The sequence below is a fragment of the Pseudomonas sp. P42 genome (assembly GCF_017973755.1).
In the GTDB taxonomy this organism is placed as follows: Bacteria; Pseudomonadota; Gammaproteobacteria; order Pseudomonadales; family Pseudomonadaceae; genus Aquipseudomonas; species Aquipseudomonas iridis.
The window spans coordinates 601,853-614,815 of sequence record NZ_JACOPU010000004.1; the positions used below are offsets into that span (position 1 = coordinate 601,853).

A 12,963-nucleotide genomic window follows, 5' to 3' on the forward strand; every position below is an offset into this window, starting at 1 on the left:
TAAATCAGAAGCCAAGGCTGAAGCTGATCGTCATCGCATGATCGTTGTTGTCATCCGACAGTTGCCCCGAGTAGCCGATACCCAGTTTGCCGGTCGGACTGATCTGGAAGTCCACGCCTGCTTCGACTATCGCGCTGTCCTTGGCAATTGGTACGCCTTGGGTGCTGAACGAGGCGCCGCCGTCGATGAAGGTCAGGTCGGCATCAGGTTTGGTGTCGCCGAAGGCATGCCGCCAGCCCACTGCCGCGCGCGGGGTGAATTGCCCGCCGTTGGCCAGGGTGATGACTTTGCCGGCGCGCAGGCCGAGGGTGGAGAAGGTGATGTCCTGCTCGGCATCAGCCTTCAGACGCCCTACTCCGCCTTTTTCCTTGGCCTTGTCGGTGTCGTAGTTGACGTAGGCCAGACCGGCGAACGGCTCCAGAGCAATGCCGGCAGCCTGCATTGTGTAACCGACTTCACCGAACACCTGAGCGCTACGAGCGTCGTAATTGGCCTCCAGACGGTCGTTGTAGGTGCCGACGCTGACATCACGCTTGGTCTCGATGTCGTGCCAGCTGTAAGCCGCGCCGAGGCGCACTGCCAAAGCATCGAACTGCGAGTTGAGGTATGCCGCCAGGTGGTAGCTTTCGACCGTGGCATCCGAGCGACGATCATGCGCATCGAGGTCGCTGCGGGTGTAACCGGCGGCCATGCCCAGGCGCCACTGGTCATCGAGTTGCTTGTCGGTGCCGAGCATGAAGCCGCTGAGGTTGCGGTCGAGTTTGGCGCTGTTGCTGTCGCCATCCGACTCACCCCAGGCGCCAAGTGCGCGCGCCCAGCCGACCATCTCGCCGTGGCAACCGTTGCTGCTCAACTGGTTGTCGCTTGGCGCCAAGGCACGGCGTGGATCATCCGGCGCACTGCACGAAGGCTGGCGCATGCGGTCGTTGACGGCTTCGCGCACATAACGCGAATCCTCGAGGATCGCACTGGCGGTACTCGCATGAATCTCCCCAGACAGGCTGTCGAAGGCATTGCGTGCACCCGCCGCACTGAGGTTGACGATTTCGTCCTGCAACGCCGCGCCGGCCGCACCATTGCGCGACAACGCCGAAGCGCTGTTGCGCTGGTTGCCCGTAGCGGCGACGTCGGCGAACGAGTTGTCGTTGCGGCTCACCACCAGGTTTACCGCGTTGGCGTCGTACACCAGCGCCGAGTCGAGGAACGCGTATTGCGGCAGATCCGCTGCGCTGAAGGTACCGGTGACACCGCCGCCCGCCGTGATCAGCGAATACGTGGTGTTGCCAGTGAACGGCGCAAGCGAGTTGACTTGCAGACCGCCACCCAGCGCAGCCGTACCGCCGACCGCCAGCGGTGTAGCGGTCGGCGAGCTGACTGTCAGCGCCAGCACACCGCTGGAAGCATTGGTCAGGTTGCCGGCGACACTCAACGTGCCCGCCTCGGCCCCGGATTGCACCAGACCATTGTTGACCACCGAACCGACGCTGCCGTTACCGCTGAGCGCAGCGCCGCTGGCGACAGTGATTTGCCCTCCCAACGAGGCCTGAGCAGCGCGGCTGCCGACTTGCAGCACGCCTTGATCGACCGCTACGGTGCCGCTGAACGGGTTATCACCGGTCAACAGCAAGGTGCCGGTGCCACGTTTGGCCATGGCGCCGAGACCACTGAGGCGACCACTGAATCGCCCGTCCAGGTTCTGCACAAAAAACAGCGAGGCATTGTTGAGAATGTTGCCTTGCAGACTGGTGCTGTTACCGACCAGCGTACCGCCACTGACCTTGGTGCCACCGCTATAGGTGTTGGCACCACTCAACACCAGAGTCCCGGAATCGAGCTTCTCGATGCCGCCCGTGCCCACCAGCGGTGTGGAGATTTCCGCGCTGCCGCCGGCATTCACCCGCACCGGTGCGAGACTACCGTCTGCGCCGTTGACCGGAGTTAGCGTACCGCCAGCGCCAGGCGCCAGGCTGTAGCCATTGCTGAGGAACTGCAAACCCGTGAAGTTCTGATTACCCAACACGGTGACAATGCCGGCCTGACCACCAAACACAGCGAACTGCCCGTTGGAGGCCAACGCCTGGGTGCCGCTTGGATCAGTCCAGTTGGTCCCCGGCCCCCACACACCACTGCCGCCACCGATGCTGCCATCAGGATTGGTGGTGCCGCCGTTCCAGAACTGCACTTCACGCGGCGAGTCTTGCACCAGCAGATTGATCTGATTGGCAATGGCGGTTTGCAAGGTCAGGTTGGCCTGCGCAACCGGCAGGCTGCCGTAGACCAGACCGTTGTCGGTCAGGCTGCCGCCGTAGCTGAACAGTTGATAAACGCCTGTGCCGAAACCACCGGCGTTGCTGATGTTCAGCGTGCCGTCGAGGATCAGGTTGCCGGCGACATTGACCACCGTGGTCGAGCTGGCGGCAGACCCGAGGCTGAAGTCCAGATCAGTCCCCGAAGACAACGCCAACGCACCGACCGACAGCGGCGTCGCCGTGCTGCCACCGGCCAGCGTCGCGCCGTCGGCCAGTTGCAGTGAACCGCCCAACTGACCGCCACCGCCAATTTGCGCACCGCTGGCGACGTTGACGTTGGCGCTGTTGAGCACACCGTTGACGGTCAAGGTGCCGGCCTGCACAGAGGTGTTGCCGGTGAAGCTGTTGTTGCCGGTCAGCAGCAACTGACCGCTGCCGGTTTTGTTCAGCGTGCCGGTACCGGTGAGGTTGCCGGTGTAGCTGCCGTCGGCGTTTTGCTCGAAGGTCAGCGCCGCGTTGTTGGCGATTGCACCTTGCAGGCTGCTGGTGTCGCCTCGAGTGCTACCGCCGTTCAGCGTAGTGCCACCGCTGTAAGTGTTGGCGCCGCTGAGCAGCAGGTCGCCGCTGCCGTTTTTCACCAGACTGCCGGTGCCGGTGACAGCGCCGATCAGCGTGGTGTTCTGGTTGCCGGCCAGTGTCAGCTCGGCGCCCAGGTTGATGGCGTTGGCCAGTTGCAGCGCCGAGGTGCTGTCCAGCATGCCGTTGCCGAGCACACTCAATGCACCGCTGCTGATTGCGCTGTTGTTGCCGAGAACCAGCGTGCCGCCACTCAGTTGGGTGCCACCGGAGTAAGTATTGCTGCCATTGAGAGTCAGGCTCGAAGCACCGGTTTTGATCAAACTGCCGCTGCCGCTGACGACGCCACCGAGGGTCAAGGCGTTGGAGCCGGCAACGCTCAATCCTCCGTTGAGCACCACATCATTGCCGAGGCTGACAGCGGTGTTGCTGCCCAGCGCAGTGCCGTTCGCTGCAGTTAACACACCAGTGCCGAGCGCCGCATTGTTGCCGACGACAATCGTACCGCCATTGAGCGCGGTGCCGCCGGTGTAGCCGTTGGCAGCGTTGAGCACCAGGGTGCCGGTGTCATATTTGCCGAGGGTGCCTGCGCCGTTGAGCGCTACACCGACGGTTGCCGTTGCATTCGGATCGACGCGAACCGAGGCGTTGCCGAGCGAACCATTAACCAGATTCAGCGATCCCGCCGTGCCGTTCTGCAGGCTGTAGCCATCGGTGACGAACTGCATGCCGGTGATGGTTTGCGCGCCGTTGACCGTAACCGTGCCCGCCGCGCCCTGGAACACCGCGAAGTTGCTGGTCCAGCCCTGATGGGTGGTGCCGTTGACGTCGGTCCAGTTCGTGGTCCCGGTGCCCCAGGTACCGTTGCCACCGTCGACCGTGCCGTTGGCGACCAGTTGGCTACCGTCCCAGAACTGCACGGTGGCGGCTGGCGCGGTGACCAGCAGGTTGAGCTGATTGGCCTGCGCGGTTTGCAGTTGCAGATCGCCCACTGAGACGCTGCCCGGCACGCTGCCGATGAGCATGCCGTTGTCGATCAGGCCACCGGTGTAGTTGATCAGGCGATACACGCCGCTGCCAAAACCGCCGATGTCGCTGACATTGAGTGTGCCATCAAGGGTCAGGTTGCCGCCGACATTGACCAGCGCGTTACCGCCACCCGACACCGGCGTACCGAGGCCGACGTCGAAGTTGGAGTTGCCGCCAAACACCAGGGAATCGACCGACAAGGTGCTGCCGGTGACACCCGCCAGATGTCCGCCATCGGCCACGGTCACCGCACTGGTCAACGTGCCGCTGCCGCCGAGTGTGCCGCCGTTGTTGACCAACACATTGGCGCTGGCCAGCGAACCGTTGACCTGCAAGGTGCCCGCGTTGACGTTGGTATCGCCCGTGAGGTCGCTGATGCCGCTCAGGGTCAGGCTGCCAGTGCCGAGTTTGGTCAGCCCGCCGTCACCGCTGAGGATGCCAGCGAACGTGCTGCTGACGTTATTGCCGCCCAGGCTCAGCGTGTTGCCGGTGCCGATCAGCGCAATGCCGCTACCAGTCAGGCTGGCGAGACTGCCCGATGCGCCGAGGTTGAGGGCTGCGCCAGCACCGAGGTTGACCGTCGCATCATTGCCCAGCGCTGCACCGCTCAGGGTGGTGAGGCTGCCGGACAGCACATCGAAGGTCCCGCTGAACGTGTTGTTGCCGCTCAACGTCAGGTCGGCCAAGCCGTTTTTGCTCAAGGTTCCGGCCCCGGCAACCACGCCGCCCAGGGTCAGGTTGTTGTTACCGGCCAAGGCCAGATTCGCATTGACGTTGACGTCGTTCGCCAGCACCAGCGGCGAGCTGTTGTCGAGGGTCGACGCGCCAGCCACGGTCAGTGCGCCGGAGCCCAATGCTGCAGCGGTGCCAAGAGTTAGGGTGCCGGCATTTAAGGTAGTGCCGCCGGTGAAGGTATTGACGCCGTTGAGGGTCAGGTTCGACGCGCCGTCCTTGATCAGTCCACCCGCGCCGCTGACTACACCGGCGAGCGTCAGGTTGTTGCTGCCGGTGTTGCTCAGGTTGGCGTTGAGCACGATGTTGTTGCCCAGGCTCAGCGCACTGGTGCTGTCCAGCGCCGAAGCGCCGGCCACGGTGAGGTTGCCCAGACCCAGCGCCGAGTTGCTGCCGGCAGTCAGGGTACCGGCGCCCAGGTTGATGCCGCCAAGGAAGTTGTTGTTGCCGCTCAGGGTCAGGTTGGCAGCGCCGGTTTTGCTCAGGCTGCCCGCACCATTGATCGTGCCGGCAAGCGTCAGGTCTGCCGTGCCGCCAATGACAAGGTTACCCGCCAGATTGACCGCGTTATTCACCGAAACCCCGGTGGCGGCATCGAGCGTGGTGCCGCCCGCCGCGTTCAGGGTGCCGGAGCCCAGCGCCGAGTTCGACGCCAGAATCAGTCCGCCGGCATTCAGCGCCACCGGCCCGAGGAAGGCATTGTTGCCGCCGAGCGTCAGGTTGGCCGCACCGGTTTTGATCAGGCCGCCAGTGCCGCCGATCACGCCGTTGAGCGTCAGCGCATTGCTGCCGACCACGGTGAGGTTGCCATTAAGGGTCGCTGCGTTGCCGAGAGTCACCGCAGCATTGCTGTCCAGTTGCGTGCCGGCGTTGGCGGTCAGTGTGCCGCTGCCCAGCGCGGTGTTGCTGCCAACGATGATCTTGCCGCCGTCCAGTTGCGTGCCGCCGCTGTAAGTGTTGGCGCCGTTGAGCACCAGGGTGCCGGTATCGAGTTTGTTGAGGATGCCGCTGCCATCGATATTGACGCCGATGGTCGCGGTCACACCTGGATCAACGCGCAACGCGGTGGTCCCCCCGGTGCCGTTGACAGCAGTCAGTTGCCCCGCCGTGCCATTCACTACGTTGTAGCCATCGGTGAGGAACTGCATGCCGGTGAACGCCTGCGTGCCGTTGACCGTCACCGTACCCGCCGTACCCTGGAATACCGCGAAGTCGCCCGCCCACGGTTGATTGACCAGACCGTTGGCATCGGTCCAGTTGGTGCCGACCGCATTCCAGGTACCGGTGCCGCCGTCGACGACGCCGTTGGCAATGGTCTGGCTGCCATCCCAATAACGGATGCTCACGTTCGGTGCCGACACTTGAATGTTGATCTGGTTGGCCACACCGGTTTGCACGATCAAGTCGCCGAGGCCGTAGCCGACCGGTACGCCGGCAACGTCGAGACCGAGATTGGTCAACGCACCGGTGTAGTTGAACAAGCGATACACACCGACCCCGAAACCGCCGGCGTCAGTGACGTTGAGATTACCGTCGAGGGTGAGGTTGCCGCCGACATTCATCAACGACGCGGTCGACGGTGTCCCCAGTGCCACATCAACATTGCTGCCGGCCGCGAGGGTCAGTGCACCGGCGGACAGTTGATTGCCCGAGGACAGCGCCAGATGACCGCCGCTGTTGACGTTGACGGTACCGAGCGCCGAACCGGTACCGCTCAGGGTGCCGCCGGTATTGACGTTGATCTGCGCGCTGGCCAGCGAACCGCTGAGATTCACGATGCCGCTGTTGATCGCGGTGTCGCCGGTGATGCCGTTGATTCCGGTGAGGTTCAGAGTGCCGGTGCCGACCTTGATCAGGCCACCGCTGCCACTGAGGCCGCCGTCGAACGTACTGGTGACGTTGCCACTGCCGACGGTCAGCGTGTTGCTGCCGGTGAGCTGCACGTCGCCGCTGCCGGTCAGCGCGCCGAGGCTGGCGTCGCTGCCCAGATTCAAACCGGCGCCAGCGCTGATATTCACGCCTGCGGTGTTGCCCAGCGCATTGCTGTTCAACGTGGTGACGCTGCCGGAGACGATGTTCAGCGCCCCGGTGAACGTGTTGTTGCCGGCCAGGGTCAGGTCAGACAGACCGTTTTTGGTCAGGTTGCCGGCGCCATCGATGATGCCGTTGAGGCTCAGGTCGTTGTTGCCCGCGACGGTCAGACCGGCGTTCAACGTGATCGCATTGCCGATGCCGAAGGAAGCGCTGTTATCCAGGGTCGCCGCGCCACCAACAATCAACGCGCCGCTGCCCAAGCCGTTGGCATTGCCCAGGGTCAGGGTGCCGTCGTTCAGAGTCGTACCGCCGCTGAAGGTGTTGTTGCCGTTGAGGGTCAGGTTGGCCGCGCCATTCTTGATCAATTGGCCGGTGCCGCTGGTGACGCCGCCAAGGGTCAGGTTTTGCGTACCCCCCACGGTCAGTGCAGCGTTGAGCGCGACGCCGTTGCTGAGGCTGACCAGCGGCGAGTTGCTGTCCAGTGTTGCCGCGCCAGCGACGGTCAGTGCGCCGGAGCCCAATGCCGAACTGTTGCCAACGGTCAGCGTGCCGGCGTTCAGGGTCGTGCCACCGAGGAAATTATTGGCCGCGTTGAGAATCAGATTGGCCGCGCCGTCTTTCACCAGGCTGCCAGCGCCGCTGACCAGGCCGGTCAGGGTCAGATCCTCCGTGCCGCCGATGTTCAAGGCACCGGCCAATGCCACCGCGTTGTTCAGGCTCACGGCGGTATTGGCGTCCAGCGTAGTGCCTGCCGCCGCGTTCAATGTGCCGGCGCCCAGCGCGTTGTTACTGCCGAGGATCAGTTTGCCGGTGTTCAGGGCGGTGTTGCCAAAATAGGTGTTGGCGCCGTTGAGGGTCAGGTCGGCGGCGCCGTTCTTGACCAGCCCTCCGATACCGGCGACCACGCCGCCGAGGGTCAGCGCATTGGTTCCGCCCAGAGTCAACGTGCCGCCGAGGTTGACGTCGTTGGCCAGGGTTGCTGCGGTGCCGGCATCAAGCGTGGTGCCGTTCGATGCGTTCAGCGCACCAGTGCCGAGCGCCGTGTTGGAGCCGACGATCAGCGATCCGGCGTTCAGCGCGGTGGTGCCGGTATAGGTGTTATTGCCGTTGAGGGTCAGGCTTGAGGCGCCGGTCTTGATCAGGCCGTTACCGCCGCTGATTACGCCGCCAAGGGTCAGCGCGTTGGCGCCGCCAGCGGTGAGGTTGGCGTTGAGGGTGATCGCGTTGCTCAACGTCACCGCCGAGCTGCTGTTGAGGGTGCCCGCCCCGGACACGGTCAGTGCGCCAGTGCCGAGTGCTGCGCCATTGCCGACAGTCAGACTGCCGGCGTTCAGCGTGGTACCGCCAGTGAACGTGTTGGCGCCACTGAGGGTCAGGTTGGCCGCGCCATTCTTGAGCAACTGACCGGCGCCGTTGATCACACCGGAGAGGGTCAGGCCACTGCTGCCGCCGAGGGTCAGGGCACTGCTGTTGAGGTTGACGTTGTTGGTCAGGTTGACGGAGGTGTTGCTGTCCAGTGTTGCCGTATCGGTGACCGACAAGGCGCCAGTGCCCAATGCAGCAGCATTACCAACGGTGAGGGTGCCCGCCGCCAGCGTGGTACCGCCGGTGTAGGTGTTGGCGCCGTTGAGCACCAGATTGGTGAACCCGCGTTTGGTCAGACCGCCACTGCCGCTGACTACACCGCCGAGGGTCAGGTCAGCGCTGCCACTGAATTCCAGATCGCCACCCAGGGAAACGGCGTTGTTTAATGCGACCGTGGTGCTGGCATCAAGCGCGGTGCCTGCCGCAGTCGTCAAGGCACCCGTACCCAGCGCAGTGTTGGAGCCGACAATCAGCGTGCCGGCATTGAGCGCGGTACCGCCGGCGAAGGTGTTGTTGCCGCTGAGGGCAAGGTCCGCCGTGCCGTTCTTGATCAGGTTGCCGGCGCCGCTGACGACGCCACTCAGACCCAATGCCTGCGTGCCGCCGATGGTCAGCCCTCCCGCCAGCGCTACAGCATTGGCGAGCGTCACGGCCGTGGTCGCGTCCAGCGTGGTGTTGGCCGCCGCGTTCAATGCGCCAGTGCCGAGCGCGGTGTTGCTGCCGACAAACAGGCTGCCGGCGTTGAGCGCGGTGTTGCCGGCGTTGGTGTTGTTGCCGGTCAGCGTCAGGCTGGCGCTGCCGCTTTTGGTGATGGCGCCGGTGCCGGACAAAATGCCGCCCAGGGTCAAGGCATTGCTGCCGAGCACGTTCAGCGCGCCAGTCATGGCGATGTTGTTGTCCAGCGAGACGTTGGCGGTGCTGTCGAGGCTGGTACCGGCAGCCGTGTTCAGTGCGCCGCTGCCCAGCGAGTTGTTATTGGTCACCAGCAAACTGCCGGCGCTCAGGGTGGTCGTGCCGGTGTAACCGCTGTTGGCGCCGCTGAGGGTCAGGCTGCCACTGCCGGTTTTGGTGATACCACTGCTGCCGGAGATCAACCCGCCGAGGGTCAGTGCGCCGGTGCCGCCGGCCGTCAATGTGCCGCCGAGGCTGACGGCGTTGTTCAGGCTGATCGTGCCGGGGGCACTCAGGGTTGTCGCGCCGGTGACGTTGAGGGTGCCAGTGCTCAGCGCCAGGTTGTTGCCCAACTGCACGGTGCCGCCGTTGAGTGTGGTGTTGCCCAAGTACGTGTTGGCGGCGCTGAGGCTCAGTTGCCCGGAACCGACTTTGGTCAGGCCGCCGCTGCCGGAAATCACCCCGCTGAGGGTGGTGGCGTTGGTGCCTTGCACCGTCACGCCACCGGCACCGAGGGAGATCAGGTTGCTGACGTTCAAGCCGGCATTGCTGGCCTGCAGGATCCCGCCGTTGGAGGTGAGGACACCGCTGCCAAACGTGGCGTTGTTGTTGAACTGGGCGACACCGCCGTTGAGCGTGGTCGCGCCGCTGACCAATGGCCCCTGCAAGGTCCAGGTGCCGCTGTTGATGGTCAGGTTGTTGAAGTTGACGTAGGTCGCGCTGGACGCCGTTCCAGTCCCGGTCGTACCGCCGCCGACGCCGATCGGGTTTTGCAGGATCAGGCTGTTGGTGCCGCCTGCGCCGCCATCGACTGTACCGGTCGGGGCGAAGGTCAGGTTGATGCCGATCAGGCCACCGAGACCGACGCTGACCTGAACACCGTCACCGACCTGCACCGTAGAACCGGTAATCGCCGTGAACGTGTTGGTGCTGCTTGCGCCCATCGACACGCCGCCGGTAATTGCGCCGGCGTTGGTAAATGTATTGCCCGCAGCCGACGTCTCGAACGCGATCCGGCCGTTAATGACACCGGTGCTGCTGTTGGTCATGTTGACCTGCGAACCGCCGTAGACGCCGACTACCGGGGTATCGGCCAGGGTGATGCCACCCACCGAAAGCCCGGTCGAGGTGATGGTGCCGTTGTTGGTGATGGTAGTGGTACCGGCCGCCGCGTTGTTCACCGCGACACCCAAGCCATCGATGCTGGTCAGGTTGAGGCCGAGCAGCATGCCGGTGCCGCGAATGATCCCGCTGGCATTGTTGAGCACGCTGACCGTGCTGGTGGCGCCAGTGCCGATGAAGGCGCCGCCGCTCAGCACCGACACCAGCCCCAACAGTGCCGGGTCGAGGGTGCCGGAGTTGTTCAGGCTGATGTTCACCCCGGTCAGGTCCATCACGTGGCCGCCGAGGGTCGCGTTCATCTGCGCCCCGCTGTTGACGTTGACCGTAAGGCCGTTGGTAGCGCTGCTGAAGTTGTTAAGAAACAGCGGCAGGCTCGGCACGCCGGTACAGGTCACTGTGGAACCCGCGGTGGAGCAAGTGGCCAGCGCCGGAGTGCTCACCGCGCCGAACAACAGTCCGGCGACGCTCAAATGCACAGCAAGGGAAAGAGGGGAAAAACGCGAAACGAGGGCGACACCGGACCTTACTTGCACAGGCTACTCCTTGTCGTGGCCAATTCTTCCTTGAAGGCGTGCGAAGTCGTGCCTGTTTCGCACGCCAATCAAGACTGCGACGGTCATCACAAAACCGTTGATTGCTGACAAAGCTAGTAGAGCCTTGGAGATGGGTGCGGATTAAATGGTATTAATACTTTAATACTAGGTGCTCTAAACCGGGGCTTTGAGCCTGTGAACACAGGGAATTTGCTGTAACACATCCCTCTCTAGGGGATGCGGCTCGCTGCGATCTTTTGATGTTGCTTTCAAGCACCAAGATCAAAGGATCGCAGCGTGCTGCAGCTCCTGCATGGCCGCTGAAAGAAAACTGGTACGGCTTATGCAAACGTTTGCGAGCCGTCAATCACGGCATTTTCGCCACACATCCGCCAGGCCCGCAGATTCCGGGCCTTGATCCGCAAAAAAAGGACTTTGCATGCACGTCGCTTCCCTTCTTCGCGCGCCCCTCGCGCGCACGTTTGCTGTTTCCTTGCTACTGACTGGCGTTACCGGAGTTCTCAGTCAAAGCGCATTTGCACAACCGGCCATGCCCGAGTCCGCCCAGGGCGAAACCCTCAGCCCCGAAGCCAGCCAGCCGAAAAAAGGCGCGTACCTGTCGGACTGGTACAACCAGGACCTGACCCTGATCGGCAGCAAAGACATCAGCTTCGGCCCGCAACCGGCTGACGACATCTACCTGGAATATGAATACTTCGGGCGCAAGGGCCCGTTCGAGCTATACGGCTACATCGACGTGCCGAAAATCTTCAACATCGGCAACAGCCACGACAAAGGCGTATGGGACCACGGTTCGCCAGTGTTCATGGAGCACGAACCGCGGATCTCCATCGACTACCTCGCCGGCCGCAGCCTGGCTATCGGCCCGTTCAAGGAATGGTATGTGGCCTTCGACTGGATCTACGACCACGGCAGCCGCAAAGAAAACCGCGCCAACACCCTCTACAGCGGTTTCGGCACCGACATCGACACCCATTCGCGGGTCAACCTGTCGGCCAACCTGTACGGGCGCTACCAGTGGGAAAACTACGGTGCGAGCAACGAGTATTCCTGGGACGGCTACCGTGCACAGCTCAAGTACATCATCCCCATCGACAAATTCAGCAACGGCGCCTCGCTGACCTACATCGGCTTCACCAACTTCGATTTCGGCTCCGACATCCACAAGGACAACCCGGCACGCACCGCCAACGCGACGGTGGCGACCAACGTGTTGCTCTACGCGTTCACCCATTTGCGCTTCACCCTGGTCGGGCGTTATTTCCATAACGGCGGCAACTGGGAGGATGGCAGCGAGCTGAATTTCGGCGACGGTAATTTCCGCGCGCGTTCGAATGGTTGGGGGTATTACGCGGGGATCGGGTATCAGTTCTGACCTGTAAATGATCATTGGATCGCAGCCATCGGTAGCGCCCATCAGATCAGGGTAGATACCGTCGGACAATCCGAGTGAATTTTCCCGGTGCGCCGCGATCCTTCTATTACCACAGGGAGGAATACGGGCTTTATGAACAACGCAAAACTTTATGTCATCGACTACACCCTTCACGGCACGCCCAAGTCCTTCATTATCCGCTCGGACAAGATGGACAACGCCGAAGCTTGGCATTGGGCGAGTTGCGACGCAGGCGTAGGTCGGATCCCGCGTTTCGGCCGGGAAAAGGTGCAGAAGACCAGTAAACCGATGGCGGAAAAATTCGGCGTGGAAAACGTTGTCTGGCGACCGACCAGCTAAGCTGCGCACAGTGATCGACATCATTCGGGGGAACGCACAATGACCCACCTCATGAGCCCGGCACATCTGGATTACGGCCTGGACACCTTGTTCGGGCGTATCACCAAAAGTGTTGATTGTGCGGTAGGGCTTGAAGCCGTCGAGGATGATCCGTTTCGCTTCGCGCTGAAGGTGCCGGCGCCGCTACCTGAAGATCTTGACCAGGCGAAAACCGTCGTGGTCACGGTCGAAGGCCGACGCTTGCAAGGCACGGTGCGGCATATAGAGCGGCTGGATGACGACAGCTTGAAACTGGAAGTGGAGCCTGATTAGGCTCCACTTTTTTTAGGTGTACGTTTACTTGGGATGCGCGCACTGGCAGCCCTTGCTGGAACATTCCTCGCCCCCCTTGTGGTGGTGAGCGCAGGCCTCACAGCAATAGTGCTTACCGTGCACAGCGTACGCATGCTCGCCGTCTTTGATGGTGCATTTACATCCGGGACAATCGCATTTTCTATCAGGCATGGGACAGACTCCTTGGGTTGTGGTTGTCTGAGGCTCGAATGCGAGCCGTAAACAACAGTGTAGGAGCTGCAGAAGGGGGCAATAGATCAAAAGCCCTCACTGTAGCCCTCCCGAAACGTCGGACCGCCCCGAGGGAGAGGGGACTGACCGAGGTGAGCTGAAGGGTTACGCC

The 12,963-nt window shown here is 62.8% G+C and carries 5 protein-coding genes; 3 read left to right on the plus strand and 2 right to left on the minus strand.

From position 1 onward, the window contains the following. Window positions 1-4 precede the first annotated feature (4 nt). Window positions 5-10,531 (minus strand): autotransporter-associated beta strand repeat-containing protein, encoded by a 10,527-nt coding sequence (locus H8B20_RS15960; RefSeq protein ID WP_210623817.1) that lies wholly within the window; start codon window positions 10,529-10,531, stop codon window positions 5-7. A gap of 439 nt (window positions 10,532-10,970) precedes the next feature. Between H8B20_RS15960 and H8B20_RS15965 the strand changes: the two genes are divergently transcribed. From H8B20_RS15965 to H8B20_RS15975, 3 genes are all read left to right on the plus strand, one after another. Continuing rightward, on the plus strand, window positions 10,971-11,927 hold the full coding sequence (locus H8B20_RS15965) for a nucleoside-specific channel-forming protein Tsx (RefSeq protein ID WP_210623818.1): 957 nt from the start codon (window positions 10,971-10,973) through the stop codon (window positions 11,925-11,927). A 132-nt stretch (window positions 11,928-12,059) separates the two neighbouring features. Beyond that, a complete protein-coding gene (locus H8B20_RS15970; protein WP_034154602.1) occupies window positions 12,060-12,287 on the plus strand; it encodes a DUF6555 family protein in 228 nt (75 codons plus the stop codon). A gap of 39 nt (window positions 12,288-12,326) precedes the next feature. Next, a complete protein-coding gene (locus H8B20_RS15975; RefSeq protein ID WP_210623819.1) occupies window positions 12,327-12,599 on the plus strand; it encodes a hypothetical protein in 273 nt (90 codons plus the stop codon). A gap of 24 nt (window positions 12,600-12,623) precedes the next feature. On the opposite strand, the gene H8B20_RS15980 is transcribed toward H8B20_RS15975, so the two are convergent. Next, entirely contained in the window at window positions 12,624-12,791 is a 168-nt protein-coding gene (locus H8B20_RS15980) for a metallothionein (RefSeq protein WP_080896040.1), read from the minus strand. Window positions 12,792-12,963 lie beyond the last annotated feature (172 nt).

Coding starts and splice junctions, on each gene's coding strand:
- H8B20_RS15980 (WP_080896040.1), bottom strand. CDS start 12,791: ATGCCTGATAGAAAATGCGATTGTCCCGGATGTAAATGCACCATCAAA.
- H8B20_RS15970 (WP_034154602.1), top strand. CDS start 12,060: ATGAACAACGCAAAACTTTATGTCATCGACTACACCCTTCACGGCACG.
- H8B20_RS15975 (WP_210623819.1), top strand. CDS start 12,327: ATGACCCACCTCATGAGCCCGGCACATCTGGATTACGGCCTGGACACC.
- H8B20_RS15965 (WP_210623818.1), top strand. CDS start 10,971: ATGCACGTCGCTTCCCTTCTTCGCGCGCCCCTCGCGCGCACGTTTGCT.